Genomic DNA, 16,338 nt, shown 5'->3' with positions numbered 1-16,338 from the left:
TGATGTTTGCGTTAACAATTCCCGTCAGTAGTGGTCCAGACGAATTCTGCAAAAGGACACTAAGTTGCCCATACGACCTGGGCACTCCCGTTCGCCCGTATGAGCGTGCCGAGGACAGTGTGCACGCTCACATCGGCTAGGTGATCGTTGGTGCGTTTTTCGCGCTGCGGACGATGACGGAGCGCTCCGCGGAACGTCGATCCGCTACCCGCTCAGCAGCAGTGGTGGCCCCGCCACGCCTCGCGACCTTCCTTCACCGCCACCACCGCGATCACCAGCGCCGCCAGCGGATCCGCCCACCACCAGCCGAACAGGCTGTTCACCACCAGTCCCACCAGCAGCACGGCGGACAGGTAGGTGCACAGCAACGTCTGCTTCGAGTCGGCCACCGCGCTCGCCGATCCGAGCTCACGGCCGGCCCTGCGCTGGGCGTAGGACAGGCCGGGCATGACCAGCAGCGACACGGCGGCGAGCACGATGCCGACCGTGGAATGCGAGGCCCGCTCCCCCTGCAGCAACGACAGCACGGACTCGACCGTCACGTAGGCCGCCAGCGCGAAGAACGACACCGCGATGACCTTCAACGCGGCGCGTTCACGCTGTTCGGGATCACGGCCGGAGAACTGCCACGCCACCGCGGCCGCCGACGCCACCTCGATCACCGAGTCCAGCCCGAACCCGATCAACGCCGTGGACGACGCCACCGTGCCCGCCGCGAGCGCGATGACCGCCTCGACGACGTTGTAGATGATCGTCGCCGCCACCAGCATCCGGACGCGGCGCTGAAGCGTGAGCTTGCGCGAGTCCGGCACGATCGGCGCGCAGCAGGCGTCACTCATCGACGCACTCCGGCCCGGGCTCGACCGCCAGCACGACGTCCAGCAGCTCACCCAGTGCCCGCCGGAGGTGCTGATCAGCCAGGTCGTAGCGCACCTGCCTGCCCTGGTAGGTCGCCACGACCAGGCCGCAGCCGCGCAGGCACGACAGGTGGTTGGAGACGTTCGACCGCGACAGCCCCAGCTGTTCCGCCAGTCGGGCGGGATAGCCGGGGCCGTCGAGCAGCGCCACGAGGATCCGGCAGCGCGTCGGGTCGGCCAGGGCACGGCCCAGCCGGGCGAGCGCGGACTCGCGGGTCTCACAGGTCAGCATGGATCGAACTGTACAGCGCACGCCGAACAGTTCAACCGGCAGTGTTCAGCGGAACACCACCGTGCCGTTGCCGTTGGGCATCACCCGGTGCTCGCAGTGCCACCGGACAGCGCGGGACAACGCCAGGGCTTCGGCATCGCGGCCCACCGCGGTGAGCGCCCGCGGGTCGAAGGTGTGGTCGACCCGCAGCACCTCCTGCTCGATGATCGGCCCCTCGTCCAGGTCAGGGGTGACGTAGTGCGCCGTCGCCCCCACGTACTTCACGCCGCGGTCGTACGCCTGGTGGTACGGCTTGGCGCCCTTGAAGCCCGGCAGGAACGAGTGGTGGATGTTGATCACGCGGCCGGCCAGCTTGGCGCACAGGTCGTTGGACAGCACCTGCATGTAGCGCGCCAGCACCACCAGGTCGGCCTGGTACTCCTCGACGAGCTCCAGCAGGCGTTGCTCGGCGGCGGGCTTGTTGCCGGCGTTGTTCGGCACGTGCACGAAGTCGAGCCCGGCCGCCTCCGCCATCGGGCGCAGGTCCTCGTGGTTGGACACCACCGCGACGATCTCGCCGCCGAGACTGCCCGCGCGCCAGCGGAAGAGCAGGTCGTTCAGGCAGTGGCCGGCCTTCGACACCATCACGAGGATGCGCGTCCGCCGTTCGTCCCACAGGCCGTACTTCATCGAGAACTCCCGTGCCACCGGGTCGAACTCGCGCACGAGGTCGTCGACGCTGCCGGAAGCGCACGAGAACGCGGTGCGCAGGAACAGCCTGTTGCGCTCGTCGTCGTCGAACTGCTGGTGTTCGACGATGTCGCAACCGTGGTCGACCAGGAACGACGTCACGGCGTGCACGATTCCCGTGCGCTCCGGGCAGTTCAGGGTCAGCGTGAAGTTCCGCATCACGACACCGCCAGGTACTCGACGCACGCGTCGCTGAGCCAGGCCGCCAGGTACTCGGCGAACGACGACCGCACCAGCAAGGTCACGCTGCCGTCGTTCACTTGCAGGATGATCCCCGTCCTGGCGAGCAGCGTCTGCACGCAAGTGCCGACGGGAGCCGCAGACGGGTGCAGGTCCACGGAACATCCGTGAGCCAGCACGTCCCGGACGTGCGGCCCTTCCAGGACCACGGTCGTGCGCTGAGCCGAAGTGTCCACAACGGACCCTCTGACAGTCCCGAGCGCGCCACGCAACACCTCCTCGATCGTGACCTGCAGGTCGGGCGACGCCACCACGAGAAACTCGTCAGGCCCCAGCCACAGCACTTCGACGTGCCCGAACTGTCCGGCACCTGTCGTGAAGGTGCAAGGAACAGACGGGAAAACCACACCCAGCGCGGAACCCATCGCCGCGATCGCCGAAGGATCCGACACGCGCACGGTGAGCTGCGAGCGGAACGGCCGCTCGGTCACCGTCAACGCGGGTGCGAGCGCCGCCAGCCGGTCGGTCCAGGCCGCCAGCGGACTGGTCGGGTCAGCCGTCACGACGAGCTCCTTCCTTGTCGTACAGCACGGATTCGGTGACGGTGACGGGCACGAGCGAGTCCTCGACCGGCACGTACAGCGTCTCGCCGATGCGCTCGTGCCCGGACCGCACGAGGGCGAGCGCGAACGTGCGGCCGAGCGCCGCGCTGGGGTAGCTGGACGTGACGTGGCCGAGCATCCGCACCGGTGGTTCGGGCAACCGGTCGGTCTCGACGATCTGCGAACCCTCCGGCAGCAGCACGTTCGGGTCCACGGGCAGGAGTCCGACCAGCTGCTTGCGGTCCGAGCGGTTGTTCTCCGCACGGGCGAACGACCGTTTGCCGATGAAGTCGGGCTTCTTCTTCGACACGGCCCACGACATGGCCAGGTCCTGCGGGGTGACCGTGGCGTCGGTCTCCTGACCGATGATCGGATAGCCCTTCTCGGCACGCAGCACGTGCATGGTTTCCGTGCCGTACGGCGTGATCCCGTACGGCTCCCCCGCCGCCATCAGGGCCTCCCACACGGCCAGGCCGTGCCAGGCGGTCACGTTGATCTCGTACGCCAGCTCGCCGGAGAAGCTGATCCGGCAGACCCGCGCGGGAACTCCGGCGACAACGGTGTCGTGCCAGGTCATGAACTCGAACGCCTCGTTGCTGACGTCGAGCGAAGGGGCGACCGCAGCGAGTACGTCACGGGATTTGGGGCCCACCAACGGGATCGTGGCCCAGTGCTCGGTGACCGAGGCGCAGTGCACGTCGAGGTGCGGCCACTCCGTCTGGAGCCACTCCTCCATCCAGTCGAGGATCTTCGCGGCGTTGCCGGTGGTCGTGGTGACCAGGTACCGCTGTTCGCCGACCCGGATCACCGTGCCGTCGTCGATCACCATGCCGTCGACGCCGCACATGACGCCGTAGCGGATCCGGCCGACCTTCAGCGTGCTCATCATGTTCGTGTAGAGCATGTCCAGGAACTTGCCGGCGTCACGACCCTGCACGTCGATCTTGCCCAGCGTCGAGCCGTCCATCATCCCGACGCTCTCGCGCGTGGCACGACACTCGCGCAGCACCGCCGTGTGCAGGTCCTCGCCCGGCCGCGGGTAGTACCAGGGCCGCTTCCACTGGCCGACGTCCTCGAACAACGCCCCGTGCGCCACGTGCCACGGGTGGATCGCCGTGACGCGCACCGGATCGTGCAGCTCGCCGCGGTCGCGTCCGGCCAGCGCGGCGAACGACACCGAGGTGTACGGCGGGCGGAACGTCGTGGGCCGCTGGTCCTCCAGCTCGACACCCAGCGCCTCGGCGACGATGCCCGCCGCGATCATGCCGGACGTCTTGCCCTGGTCATGTGCGGTACCGATGGTCGTGTACCGCTTGATGTGCTCCAACGACCGCAGACCCGCGCCGGTCGCCCGCAGCACGTCGGACACCGTCGCGTCTCGTTGCAGGTCAACGAAACTCGCATCCTCGTCACCGGGCACGCGCCACAGGACCAGGCCGGACCGTGACGTGCAGCGCGAGTCGGACGCCGGCAGCGGTACCGCACCGCGCGGCGTGAACCCGGCGGAGATCGCGGCCGACGCACCGGCGTTGCGTCCCTGCCGCACGCATGCCGTCAGGTCCAGCTCACCCGTCGCGGCACCGGCCACCCGAACCGTCTCCAGTTCCTCGCCCGGCACGAACGCACCGAGTTCGGCGTCGTAGCGCAGCTTGCCGCGGGCCTGGCTGAACAGGCTCACCACCGGGTTCCAGCCGCCCGACACCAGCAGGGTGTCGCACGCGATCGTCTCTCCCTGAACGTGCACGCCCGTCACCCGCCGCGCACCCTCGGTCCCCGTCACCACTTGCCCCGCGCGCACCTCGATGCCCCGAGCCGCACACTCAGTCGCGAGCCGCGCCGGAGCCTCCGACCGCGCATCGACGATCAACGCGATCTCCACACCGGACTCGGCGAGGTCGATCGCCGCGCAGTACGCGCTGTCGTTGGTGGTGAACACAACCGCCCGCGAGCCGGACAGCACGCCGTAGCGGTGCAGGAACGTGCGGGCGGACGACGCCAGCATGATCCCGGGCCGGTCGTTGTCGGCGAACACCACGGGACGTTCGTGCGCGCCGGTCGCGAGCACGGTCTGCTTGGTCCTGATCCGCCAGACCCGCTGACGTGCCACCGAGGCGGGCGCCGCGAACCCGAGGTGGTCGGTCCGCTTCTGCAGGGCCAGCACGAACCCGTCCTGGTACATGCCGAACGCCGTGGTCCGCTCCAGCACCAGCACACCGGCCGTGCTCCTGAGCTCGGCGAGGATGTCCGCGACCCACTCCGCGGACGGCCGGTCGTCGAGGTACTCGTCGACACCCAGCAACGCGCCGCCCGGCTGGTTCTGCTCGTCGACCAGAACCACCCGCGCACCACTGCGGGCAGCGGTCAGCGCGGCCACCAGCCCGGCCGGTCCCGCGCCGACGACCAGCACGTCGCAGTGCTCGTGCTTGGCGTCGTAACGCGACGGGTCAGGTTCGGCCGCCAGCCGTCCCTGACCGGCCAGGCCACGCGCGACCAGGCCGTCGTACAACTCGACGGTCGTCGCAAGCAGCATCGGTTCGGGGAACGGCTCTTCGATCTGCACCAACGACGTCGGGTCCTCGGACCCCGCCGCGACGATCCCGCGCGGCCGCCCGAGCTTCACGCTGCTGCCGACCTCGTGCACACCGTTCGCGAGCAGCGCCGAAGCAAGCGTGTCACCGGGGTGCCCGGTCAACTCCTGGCCGTTGAAGGTGAAGTGCAGCAGCGTGTTCCGGTCGATCGCGCCACCGGTGGGCGTGCGATGAGTCACGAGGCCACCTCGGGCATCGGCTCGCCGGCGCGGTAGACGGCGAGCAGGTCGTGGGAGCGGGTGTCGCGCACGGCGTTGAACCACCGGCGGCACCCGGCGCTGTGGCTCCAGCGCTCGGCGAACGGGCCGCTCGGGTTGTCGCGGAAGAACACGTACTGCGCCCATTCCTCGTCGGTCAGCGCGGACGGGTCCTCGGGGTACGCGACGTGGGCCTGGCCGCCGTAGTGGAACTCCGCTTCCTCACGCGGCCCGCACCACGGACACGGGATGAGTTGCATTCTCAGCTCCTAGTGCGCGACGGCGGCGGCGCCGTGCTCGTCGACGAGTGCGCCGGTGGTGAAGCGCTCGAGGGTGAACGGCTCGTTGAACGGGTGCGGCTTGTCGTGGGCGATGGTGTGCGCGAAGCAGTCACCGACACCGGGCGTGGCCTTGAACCCGCCGGTTCCCCAGCCGCAGTTCAGGTACAGCCCGCCGACCGGGGTGAGACCGACGATCGGAGAGGCGTCGGGGCTCACGTCGACGATGCCCGCCCACGTGCGCAGCAGGTGCGCACGGGCGAAGACCGGGAACAGCTCCAGCGCCGCCGACATCTGCTGCTCGATGATGTGGAACGAGCCCCGCTGGCCGTAGCCGTTGTAGCTGTCGATCCCGGCACCCATCACGAGTTCTCCCTTGTGCGCCTGGGAGACGTAGACGTGCACGGCGTTGGACATGACCACGGTCGGGTGCACGGGTTCGAGCAGCTCTGAGACCAGCGCCTGCAACGGGTGCGAGGCGAGCGGGAGGCGCAGGCCGACCATCTTCGCGAGCACCGAGCTGTGGCCGGCCGCGCACAACGCGACCTTGCCGGCGGCGATCCGGCCCCGGGAGGTCTCGACCGCGGTGATCCGGCCACCCGCGGTTTCGAGTCCGGTGACCTCGCAGTTCTGGATGAGGTCGACGCCCATCGCGTGCGCGGCGCGCGCATAGCCCCACGCCACGTAGTCGTGCTTGGCGATGCCCGCGCGCGGCTGGTACGTCGCTCCCAGCACGGGGTAGCGCACGTCCGGCGAGGTGTTGACGATCGGGCAGATCTCCTTGACCCCGGCGGGATCCACCCATTCCGCGTCGATGCCGTTGAGCCGGTTCGCGTTGACCCGCCGCACGCTGTCCCGCACGTCCTGCAGGCTGTGCGCGAGGTTCAGCACGCCGCGCTGGTCGAACAGGATCGGGTAGCCGAGGTCCTCCTCCAGGCCCTCCCACAGCTTCAGCGAGTGCTCGTAGATGCCGGAGCTCTCGTCCCACAGGTAGTTGGACCGGATGATCGTGGTGTTGCGGGCCATGTTGCCGCCGGCCAGCCAGCCTTTCTCCAGCACCGCGACGTTCGTGATGCCGTGCACCTTGGCCAGGTAGTAGGCGGTGGCGAGGCCGTGCCCACCACCGCCGACGATCACGACGTCGTAGGAGGCCTTCGGTTCCGGGTTGTCCCACAGGAAGTCCGGGTGCTCGGGCAGATGTGCTCCGGGCGGGCTGGTCATGGGCGGCGCCTCCAGCGAAGTCATCTGGTCGACTACTGGTATATCAGTCTGTGCAGTACCGTAGGTCACATGAACGCACGGGTCAACGACGAGCCCGCCACCGCCTCGATGACCGAGCAGGCGTACGCCGTCCTGCGCGATCGCCTGGTGATGCTGGAGATCAGGCCGGGCGAACCGATCAACGAGGACCGGCTGCGCGCCGAGCTCGGCGTCGGCCGCACCCCGATCCGCGAGGCCCTGAAACGGCTGGAGCAGGAACGGCTCGTCGTCGCCTTCCCGCGCCGCGGCACGTTCGCCACCGACGTGAACATCTCCGACCTCTCCCACATCTCCGAGGTCCGCCGCACCCTCGAACCGCTGGCGTCGTCCGCCGCGGCCGAGCGGGCCACGGCGGACGACCGGACCGCACTGACCGAGCTGCGGTCCCAGCTGGAGACCGCCGCCCGGCCGGGCGACAACGTCGAACTGCTGCGCGACGACGTCGGTGTGCACCGCGCGATCTACCGGTGCGTGCACAACCCGTTCCTCGAGGACACGCTGATCTCCTACGACAACCTGGCCACGCGCATCTGGTGCGTGTTCCTGCCGCGGCTGTCCGGAATGGCCGGTCACGTCGACGAGCACGTGCCGCTCCTGACCGCGATCATCGAGGGTGACGCCAAGAAGGCGGGCGAGCTGGCTTCTCAGCACGTCATCGGGTTCGAGCGGGCGATTCGGGCGTTGATCTAGCCATCTGGTCCACGGTGTGGGCGCAGTGCTTCTCCCACAACACCATCGGGTCGCTGCGCAGGTCCTTCACCAGCGCCACGCACAGCACGACCATCACCAGCGCGAACGGTGCCGCCGCGATGATCGTGAGGTTCTGCAGGCCGGTCAGCGCCGTCGCGCCACCACCGCCGACCAGCAGCATCACCGCCGCCACGCCACCCGTCGCCACGCCCCAGAACACCACCAGCCGGCGATGCGGTTCGATGGCGCCACGTTGCGACAACGTGCCCATCACCAACGACGCGGCGTCGGCCCCGGAGACGAAGAAGATCGCCACGAGGACCATCACGACCACACCGGCGACCGCCGCCAGCGGGAACTGGTCGAGCACACCGAACAGCTGCGACTCCGGGTTCGCCGCTCCGGCCAGGTCGGTACCGGTGCGCTGCACCGTGATCGCGGTCCCGCCCATGATCGTGAACCAGATCAGGCTCACCACCGACGGCACCAGGATCACGCCGCTGACGAACTGCTTGATCGTCCGGCCACGGCTGATCCGCGCGATGAACATCCCGACGAACGGCGTCCACGAGATCCACCAGGCCCAGTAGAAGATGGTCCACGACGACAGCCAGCTCTCCATCGCCGCGCCGCCGGACGCGCCGGAGCGGGAGATCATGTCGCCCATCTCGCGGAAGTAGTCACCGATCGCCGCGGGCACCAGGTTGAGGATGAGAATCGTCGGCCCGACCACGAACACGAACACCGCCAGCACGGTCGCCAGCCGTGACATTCCTAGAAGCCCTGGATGTTGTTGTCAACACGAGAAAAGCGCTCGTGTTGACAACAACATGTTTGTGTTCGAAAGCCACTGGATGCCCTTGGCCACACCGGAAACGGCCGAGGCGACGAACGCGACGGTCAGCACGGCGATGATCCCGATCAGCACGCCGACACCGGGGTTCTCGCTGACGTACCCGCCCGCCTTCAGCCCGCTGCCGATCTGCAGCGCGCCCAGCCCGAGTGACGCGGCCGACCCGAACAACGTCGCGAAGATCGCCAGGATGTCGATCACCCGGCCCAGCGGTCCCGCGGACACCCGGTCACCGAACAACGGCGCGAACGCGGCGCTGATCAGCTGCTTGCGGCCACGCCGGAACGTGCCGTACGCGATCGCCAGTCCCACCACCGCGTAGATCGACCACGGGTGGATCGCCCAGTGGAACAGCGAGGTCGCCATCGCCGTCTCGACGGCCGCGTCCGTGCCGCCCTCGACCGTGCCGGGCGGTGGTTTCACGAAGTGCGACAACGGTTCCGCGACGCCGTAGAACATCAGTCCGATGCCCATGCCCGCGCTGAACATCATCGCGACCCACGAGATCGTCCGGAACTCGGGCCGCTCACCGTCCTGGCCGAGCGGGATCCGGCCGTAACGGCTGAAGGCCAGCCACAGCGCGAAGATCACGAACCCGGTCGCGGCCGTGAGGAACGCCCAGCCGGTGTTGCGGATGACCCAGCCGAGCACAGCCGTGGACACGCTGCCGAGGCTCGCGGTGCCGAACACGCCCCAGGCGAGGAACGCCGCGGCGACGACCGCGGACACGACGAACACGACGCGATCGGTGCCCGTCTTCGTGGTGGGTGAGTCTGTCGGTCCGGACATGGCCTGCTACCACCTCTTCGTCGATGTGGCTTCCTGAACCCAGCGGTGGAACTCCCCGATGTGGTGCTCGGAGGGAACCAGCACACCCCCTTGCGCGTAGGCCCTCGACGACATCGCGGGCTGGCACCGTTCACAGGCTTCGAAGTCCTGCTCGTTGACGCGGTGGAACAGCTCGACGGACCGCGAGACGTCCTTGCCGGTGGCCACGACGTCCTTGGCGTAGAGCCAGTCGCACTCGACGATCGTGCGGTCGGCCGCCATCGGGAACATCCGGTGGATGATCACGTGGTCCGGCACCAGGTTGATGAACACCTGCGGGCGCACCGTGATCGCGTAGTACCGGCGGTCCTGGTCGGAGTCCACCCCGTCGAGCCGCTCGAACCCTTCGCTGCCGTCGATCGTGAAGCCCTTGATCTCCTCGCCGAACACCGCGCCGTGCCCGACGTAGTACTGCGCCGCGTACCCGTCCGCGAACTCGGGCAGCACCTCGGTCAGCTCCGGGTGGATGGTCGCGCAGTGGTAGCACTCCATGAAGTTCTCGATGATGAGCTTCCAGTTCGCCTTGACGTCGTAGGTGATCCGCCGCCCCGGTTCGAGCTCACTGACCTGGTAGTTGCCGATCGCGTCGAGGTTGCCGAGCCGCTCCCGGACGTCCTGCTGGACGGTCTCCTCGAACGACGGCGGTTCGTCGGCGAGACACAGCCACGCGTAGCCGAGCCATTCGCGGAGGTGCACGCGCTTGAGGCCGTACTCGGTGCGGTCGATGTCCGGCATCGAGGTCAGGTTCGGCGCGGCCACCAGCTTGCCGTCGAGCCCGTAGGTCCAGGCGTGGTACGGGCACTGGAAGTTGCGCTTGACCGTGCCGGTCTCCTCGACGCACAGCTTGGCGCCGCGGTGCCGGCAGATGTTGAGGAACGCCCGCAGGTTGCCGTCGCGCGAGCGGGTGACGAGCACGCTCTCGCGTCCGATCTGGACGGTGCGGAAGTTGCCGGCGTCGGGCAGGTCGGCGCCGCGGACCGCGCAGAACCACATCTGCTCGAAGATCGTCTCCTGCTCCAGCTGGAAGTTCGCAGGGTCGGTGTAGGTGTGGCCGGGCAGGGTGGGGATGAGGCTGGCCGGCAGCTGCGTCTGGGTCATGACCGAATCCGCCTCATCTCGGGGTCGAACAGCGGTTCCGCTGCGACGACTGCTGGGACTCGCTCGCCGAAGTACTCGATCTCGACCTGCGTTCCCGGCACCGCAACGGATGCGGGCAACCAGGCGTAGGCGATGTTCTTGCCGATCGAGTAACCCCGCGCGGCACTGGTGACGTACCCGACCGGCGCCCCACCGGCGAACACCGGCTCACCACCCATGACGACCTGGTAGGCGTCATCGATCGTCAAACACGTCAGCTTGCGCGTGACCGTGCCCTCGGAACGCCCCTCCAAAGCCTGACGGCCGTGGAAGTAGCCCTTGTTCATGCGCACCGCGAAGCCCAGCCCAGCCTCGAACGGGTCGTGCTCGGTGGTCACATCGGCGCCCCACGAGCGGTACCCCTTCTCCAGCCGCATGCTCGTGAACGCGCTGCGGCCGGCGGCGATCACACCGTGCTCCTGACCGGCATCCCACAACGTGTCCCACAAACGACGACCCATGTCGGCGGTCGTGTAGAGCTCCCAGCCCAGTTCGCCGACGTACGACAGGCGCATCGCGGTCACCGGCACGTCCCCGATGAACGCTTCCTGAGCCTTGAAGTAGCCCATGGCCTCGTGCGAGAAGTCCGTTCGAGTCAACGGCTGCAACAACTTCCGCGCCGCCGGTCCCCACAGACCGATGCAGCACGTGCCCGGCGTGATGTCGGTGATGTGCACGCCACCGTTCGGAGGCAGGTGCCGGCGCAGCCAGTCGACGTCGAGCGGGCCGTTCGCACCGACCTGGAAGCGGTCGGCGCCGAGCCGGGCGATCGTGAGGTCGCTGCGCACTCCCCCGTCCTCGTTGAGCAGCAGCGTGTAGACCACCGCGCCCGGCTTGCGGTCGAGCTGGTTGGTGGTCATGGTCTGCAGGAACGTCAACGCCTCCGGGCCGCTGACCTCCAGCCGCTTCAACGCGGTCATGTCGAACATCGCGACCCGCTTGCGGGCGACCAGGGCCTCGGCGCCCGCGATCGGCGACCAGAACCGGGACGCCCACTCGTTGCGTTCCGGGATCTCGGCGACCTCGGGCAGGCCGGCGTTGGCCTCGTACCAGTGGGGCCGCTCCCAGCCGGACGCCTCCAGGAACACCGCGCCGAGTTCCTTCTGGCGCTCGTAGAACGGACTGGTGCGCAACGGCCGCGGTCGTTCGGCGGGCTGCAACGGGTGCAGGATGTCGTAGACCTCGACGAAGCTCTGGCAGCTGCGTTCGTGGACATAGCCGGGCGAGCGCTGGACGTCCTCGAACCGGTTGAGGTCGCAGCCGTGCAGGTCGATGTTCGGTTGCCCGTCGACCAGCCACTCCGCCATCGCCCTGGCCACGCCGGCGGAGTGCGTGATCCACACGGCTTCGGCCACCCAGAAACCCTTGAGGCCGGGGTGCTCGCCGAGCAGCGGGTTGCCGTCCGGGGTGAAGGAGAACAGGCCGTTCACGCCCTCCTCGACCTTGGCGTCACCGAGGACCGGCAGCAGGTCGACGGCGGCGTCCCAGGAGGTGTCGAAGTCCTCCGGGGTGAACGCGATCTCGGACGGCATGGTCGGCGCCACGTCGAAGTCGAGGATGTCGTCCGCCGAGATCGGCATGGGCCGGTGCCCGTACGCGCCGATGCCGATGCGGTCCACGTGCTCGCGGAAGTAGAGGTCGGCGTCCTGGTGCCGCAGCAACGGCTTGGACATCTCGGACAGCTCGGTGTTGACGCCCTTCAACGCCGGCAGCGGGGTGGTCTTCGCGTACTGGTGCGCCATCGGGACGAGCGGGATGTCGAGGTCGACCATCCGCCCGATCCGCGGGCCCCACATGCCGACGCAGGACACCACGACGTCCGCGGCGAACGTGTCGTGCTCGGTGACGACGGCTTTCACGCGGCGGCCGTTGCGTTCGACGCCGGTGACCTTGTGGTGCGCCAGGAACTTCGCGCCGCGGTCCATCGCCCGCCGGGCCTGTGCCTCGGCCGCGCGCAACGGCTTGGCGATGCCGTCGGCCGGGATGTGGAACCCGCCGAGGATCTTGGCGGGGTCGAGCAACGGGTGCAGCCGGGCGCATTCCTCCGGGTCGCGCAGGAAGCTCTCGACGCCCCACGACGTCGCCCAGCCGTGCCGGCGCTTGATGTCCGTCCAGCGTTCCGGCGTGGTGGCGACCTCCAGCCCGCCGAGCTGCTGGAAGCACCACTTGTCGTCCATCGTCAGCGCCGTGTACTTCTCGACGGTGTACTTGGCGAACGAGGTCATCGTCCGGCAGCCGGTGGTCTGGAAGACGAGGCCCGGCGCGTGCGAGCTCGATCCGCCGGTGGCGAACAGCGGGCCCTGTTCGAGGACGGTGACGTTGGTCCATCCTCTGGCGGTCAGTTCGTCGGCGAGCGCGCATCCGACGATGCCCGCTCCGATCAGCACGACTCGTGGCTGGGTCACAGGATCACCACCGAGCGGAGCACGCGGCCGTGGTGCATGTCGTCGAACGCCTTCTCGACGTCACCCAGCCCGATCGTCTCCGACACGAACGCGCCCAGGTCCAGCCGGCCCTGCAGATAGAGGTCGATGAGCATCGGGAAGTCCCGTGACGGCAGGCAGTCGCCGTACCAGGAGGACTTCACCGCGCCGCCGCGGGAGAACACGTCGATCAACGGCAGTTCGAGCTTCATGTCCGGGGTCGGCACGCCCACCAGCACGGTGGTCCCTGCGTGGTCGCGGGCGTAGAAGGCCTGCTGGAACGTCTCCGGGCGGCCCACCGCGTCGATCACGACGTCCGCGCCGTTGCCGTCGGTCAGCTCGCGAATCGCCTCCACCACGTCCTGCTCGCGCGCGTTGACGGTGTGCGTGGCCCCGAACCGTCGCGCCCATTCGAGTTTGGTGTGGTCGAGGTCGACGGCGATGATCGTGCGCGCACCCGCGAGCCGGGCGCCCGCGATGGCCGCGTCACCGACGCCGCCGCAGCCGAGCACCGCCACGCTGTCGCCGCGGCCGACGCCGCCGGTGTTGATCGCGGCGCCGATTCCCGCCATGACACCGCAGCCGAGCAGGCCCGCGACCTCCGGCGGTGCCTTGGGGTTCACCTTCGTGCACTGTCCGCTGTGGACGAGGGTCTTCTCCGCGAACGCGCCTATGCCCAGCGCGGGTGACAGCGGGGTGCCGTCGGCCAGGGTCATGGGCTGGGCGGCGTTGTGGGTGTTGAAGCAGTACTGCGGCCGGCCTCGCAGACATGAGCGGCACGAACCGCACACCGCGCGCCAGTTCAGAATCACGAAGTCGCCGGGTGCGAGGTCGGTGACACCGTCGCCGACCGCTTCGACGACGCCCGCCGCCTCGTGCCCCAGCAGGAACGGGAACTCGTCGTTGATCCCGCCCTCCCGGTAGTGCAGGTCGGTGTGGCAGACCCCGCAGGCCTGCACCTTCACCAACGCCTCGCCGGGCCCGGGATCCGGCACGAGGATGGTCTCGACCGAGACCCTGGCCCCTCGCCCCGCCGCCACGACACCGTTCACCGCGTGTGCCACTTGCTTCTCCAGACTTGTCAGAGGTGCGGGTAGAGGGGGTTGTTCTTGGCCAGCGACGCGACTCGGGCGGACAGGTCCGCCTCGGCCGTCTCGTCGAACGACGGCCGCAGTGCGGCGGCGATGATGTCGGCGACCTCGGTGAAGTCCTCGGCCGTGAAGCCGCGGGTGGCGAGCGCGGGCGTGCCGACGCGCAGGCCGGAGGTGATCATCGGCGGTCGCGGGTCGAACGGAACGGCGTTGCGGTTGACCGTGATCCCGATGCGGTGCAACCGGTCCTCGGCCTGCTTGCCGTCCAATGAGGACTCCACGAGGTCGACCAGCACGAGGTGCACGTCGGTGCCGCCGGACAGCACCTTCACCCCGGCTTCAGCGCAGTCCTGGCCACTGAGCCGCGCGGCCAGGATCCGGGCGCCGTCGAGGACCCGCTGCTGACGTTCGCGGAACTCCTCGGTCGCCGCGACCTTGAACGACACCGCCTTGGCCGCGATGACGTGCTGCAACGGCCCGCCCTGCTGGCCGGGGAACACCGTCGAGTCGACCTTCTTGGCCAGGTCCTTGGTGCACAGGATGACGCCGCCCCGCGGACCGCCGAGCGTCTTGTGAGTGGTGGTCGTGACCAGGTCGGCGAACGGCACGGGGCTCGGGTGCAGGCCCGCAGCGACCAGGCCCGCGAAGTGCGCCATGTCCACCATGAGCTTGGCGCCGACCAGGTCGGCGATCCGGCGGAACTCGGCGAAGTCCAGCTGCCGCGGGTAGGCGGACCAGCCCGCGATGATCAGCTTCGGCCTGGCCTCCACCGCCAGCCGTTCGACCTCGGCCATGTCGACCCGGCCGGACTCGCGTTCGACGTGGTAGGCGACGACGTTGTAGAGCCGGCCGGAGAAGTTGATCCGCATGCCGTGCGTCAGGTGACCGCCGTGCGCCAGGTCCAGGCCCATGATCGTGTCGCCGGGCTGGAGCACCGCCGCCATCGCCGCGGCGTTGGCCTGCGCACCCGAGTGCGGCTGCACGTTGGCGTGTTCGGCACCGAAGAGGGCCTTCACCCGCTCGATCGCCAACGCCTCGATGACGTCGACGTGCTCGCACCCGCCGTAGTACCGGCGTCCCGGATAGCCCTCGGCGTACTTGTTCGTCAGCACCGATCCCTGCGCCTGGAGCACTCCCACCGGCGCGAAGTTCTCGGAGGCGATCATCTCCAGCGTCGACTGCTGGCGGTGCAACTCGGCGCGGATCTCGGCGGCGACCTCGGGGTCGAGCACGTCGAGGTCCTGGTCCAGAACTGTGGTGGAAACGGAGAGTGACAACGGCCAACCCTTCCGAGCGAGTTCCGTAATACGCAACCTGGTTCGCATTATGCAACTGCGGGCGCATCACGGTGCGGCTCGCCCAGGCCCGTTGTCAAGACCCCGTCGCACGGACGGAGGCACCCGGAACGGCAACGAGCCCCCGGCGCAGGCCGGGGGCTCGTTGTTCGTGAAAGTCTTTCACAGCACGGGATGCCCCATTCGGACGGACAGGTCGCGCGACGCCACCCGCAGCTCCTCGACGATCGCGGGCATGCGCTTCTGCGAGAGCCGGTAGGCCGGACCGGCGGCGCTGATCGCCGCGACGACGTCCCCCTGCGACCCGAACACCGGGACGGCGACCGCGTGCAGTCCCGCCTCCAGCTCCTCCATGCAGGTCGCGAACCCGTCCTCGGCGGTGCGCCGCAGCACGGTCCGCAGCCGGACGGGGTCGGTGATCGTGCGCGGGGCACAGGACTCCAGTTCGCCGGACAGCAGGCGATCCTGCTCCGCCGGCGGTGCGGCGGCCAGCAGGACCTTGCCGCTCGACGTCGCGTGCAACGGCGTGCGCTGGCCGACCCAGTTCTGCGCCGCGACCGCGGAACTCCCCCATGCCTGGCTCACGTTGAGCGCGACGTCGTTGTCGAGGACCGCGATGTTGACAGTCTCGCCCAGCCGTTCCGCGAGCGCGGTGCAGACCGGGCCGCCCACCCGGACGTAGTCGAGCTGACCGGTGACCGCGCCGGCGAAGCGGAGCATGCCGATGCCGATCCGGAACGGGCCGCGCTCGCCGTCCTGCTCCACGAGTTCGCGGGCCTGAAGTGTGTAAACGAGTCTGGACGCGGAGGACTTGTGCACCCCGAGCTCGGCGGCGATCTCGGTGATCCCCGCTTCCCCGTTGCGGGCCAGCAGCTCCAGAACGGCCACCGCCCGATCGACCGATTGCACCAGCGCCGGGTCGCGCGCCTCCCCGTTGTTGCTCATGACGCAACGGTATCCGATTGGAGCAACCACCTTGATCAGCCAAAACGCGTCTTGACTCGCTCAGGGATCCTGAGCCATTCTGCTGTTGCGTAT

13 protein-coding genes and 1 pseudogene are annotated in these 16,338 nt (G+C 68.9%); 1 reads left to right on the top strand and 13 read right to left on the bottom strand.

What is annotated here, in order from left to right; translation table 11 throughout:
• Positions 1-212: 212 nt before the first annotated feature.
• The 7 genes from SK803_RS02575 to SK803_RS02545 are packed head-to-tail and all read right to left on the bottom strand — an operon-like array spanning position 213 to position 6,968.
• The gene (locus SK803_RS02575) at positions 213-839 is read right to left on the bottom strand and encodes a cation diffusion facilitator family transporter (RefSeq protein ID WP_319964081.1); all 627 of its coding nucleotides are present in this window, start codon (positions 837-839) and stop codon (positions 213-215) included.
• Entirely contained in the window at positions 832-1,149 is a 318-nt protein-coding gene (gene cmtR / locus SK803_RS02570; protein ID WP_319964080.1) for a Cd(II)/Pb(II)-sensing metalloregulatory transcriptional regulator CmtR, read from the bottom strand. Before cmtR ends, SK803_RS02575 begins: the two co-directional genes overlap by 8 nt.
• A 45-nt stretch (positions 1,150-1,194) precedes the next feature.
• On the bottom strand, positions 1,195-2,037 hold the full coding sequence (purU, locus tag SK803_RS02565; RefSeq protein ID WP_319964079.1) for a formyltetrahydrofolate deformylase: 843 nt from the start codon (positions 2,035-2,037) through the stop codon (positions 1,195-1,197).
• The gene (locus SK803_RS02560) at positions 2,037-2,621 is read right to left on the bottom strand and encodes a sarcosine oxidase subunit gamma (protein ID WP_319964078.1); all 585 of its coding nucleotides are present in this window, start codon (positions 2,619-2,621) and stop codon (positions 2,037-2,039) included. Before SK803_RS02560 ends, purU begins: the two co-directional genes overlap by 1 nt.
• Positions 2,611-5,427 carry a 2Fe-2S iron-sulfur cluster-binding protein gene (locus tag SK803_RS02555; RefSeq protein ID WP_319964077.1) on the bottom strand — a complete coding sequence of 939 codons (2,817 nt, stop codon included), beginning with the start codon at positions 5,425-5,427 and terminating at the stop codon, positions 2,611-2,613. The genes SK803_RS02560 and SK803_RS02555 overlap by 11 nt, the downstream gene beginning before the upstream one ends.
• Positions 5,424-5,705, bottom strand: a complete 282-nt coding sequence (locus SK803_RS02550; protein ID WP_086661971.1) for a sarcosine oxidase subunit delta — start codon at positions 5,703-5,705, stop codon at positions 5,424-5,426. The genes SK803_RS02555 and SK803_RS02550 overlap by 4 nt, the downstream gene beginning before the upstream one ends.
• Positions 5,706-5,714: 9 nt before the next feature.
• Positions 5,715-6,968, bottom strand: a complete 1,254-nt coding sequence (locus SK803_RS02545; protein WP_406601468.1) for a sarcosine oxidase subunit beta family protein — start codon at positions 6,966-6,968, stop codon at positions 5,715-5,717.
• A 45-nt stretch (positions 6,969-7,013) separates the two neighbouring features.
• On the opposite strand from SK803_RS02545, the gene SK803_RS02540 reads away from it, so the two are divergent.
• Entirely contained in the window at positions 7,014-7,673 is a 660-nt protein-coding gene (locus SK803_RS02540) for a GntR family transcriptional regulator (RefSeq protein WP_319964076.1), read from the top strand.
• Here SK803_RS02540 and SK803_RS02535 read toward each other — a convergent pair.
• The 6 genes and pseudogenes from SK803_RS02535 to SK803_RS02510 form a co-directional block, all read right to left on the bottom strand.
• Positions 7,636-9,315 (bottom strand): annotated as a pseudogene (locus SK803_RS02535) (BCCT family transporter). The gene SK803_RS02540 and the pseudogene SK803_RS02535 overlap by 38 nt on opposite strands.
• Positions 9,316-9,321: 6 nt before the next feature.
• Complete coding sequence (locus tag SK803_RS02530) at positions 9,322-10,452, bottom strand: aromatic ring-hydroxylating oxygenase subunit alpha (protein WP_319964075.1); 1,131 nt, start codon at positions 10,450-10,452, stop codon at positions 9,322-9,324.
• Positions 10,449-12,896, bottom strand: coding sequence for a GcvT family protein (locus SK803_RS02525; protein WP_319964074.1), 2,448 nt, complete (start codon positions 12,894-12,896; stop codon positions 10,449-10,451). Before SK803_RS02525 ends, SK803_RS02530 begins: the two co-directional genes overlap by 4 nt.
• Entirely contained in the window at positions 12,893-13,978 is a 1,086-nt protein-coding gene (locus SK803_RS02520) for an S-(hydroxymethyl)mycothiol dehydrogenase (protein ID WP_319964073.1), read from the bottom strand. Before SK803_RS02520 ends, SK803_RS02525 begins: the two co-directional genes overlap by 4 nt.
• A gap of 17 nt (positions 13,979-13,995) precedes the next feature.
• On the bottom strand, positions 13,996-15,282 hold the full coding sequence (locus SK803_RS02515) for a serine hydroxymethyltransferase (protein WP_319964072.1): 1,287 nt from the start codon (positions 15,280-15,282) through the stop codon (positions 13,996-13,998).
• A gap of 180 nt (positions 15,283-15,462) precedes the next feature.
• On the bottom strand, positions 15,463-16,245 hold the full coding sequence (locus SK803_RS02510) for an IclR family transcriptional regulator (protein ID WP_319964071.1): 783 nt from the start codon (positions 16,243-16,245) through the stop codon (positions 15,463-15,465).
• Positions 16,246-16,338: the final 93 nt, after the last annotated feature.

It is taken from the genome of Lentzea miocenica (assembly GCF_033949945.1).
Taxonomy (GTDB): domain Bacteria; phylum Actinomycetota; class Actinomycetes; order Mycobacteriales; family Pseudonocardiaceae; genus Lentzea; species Lentzea miocenica.
Note: the sequence above shows the minus strand (reverse complement) of the source record. Positions and strands in the feature narration are given on the sequence as shown.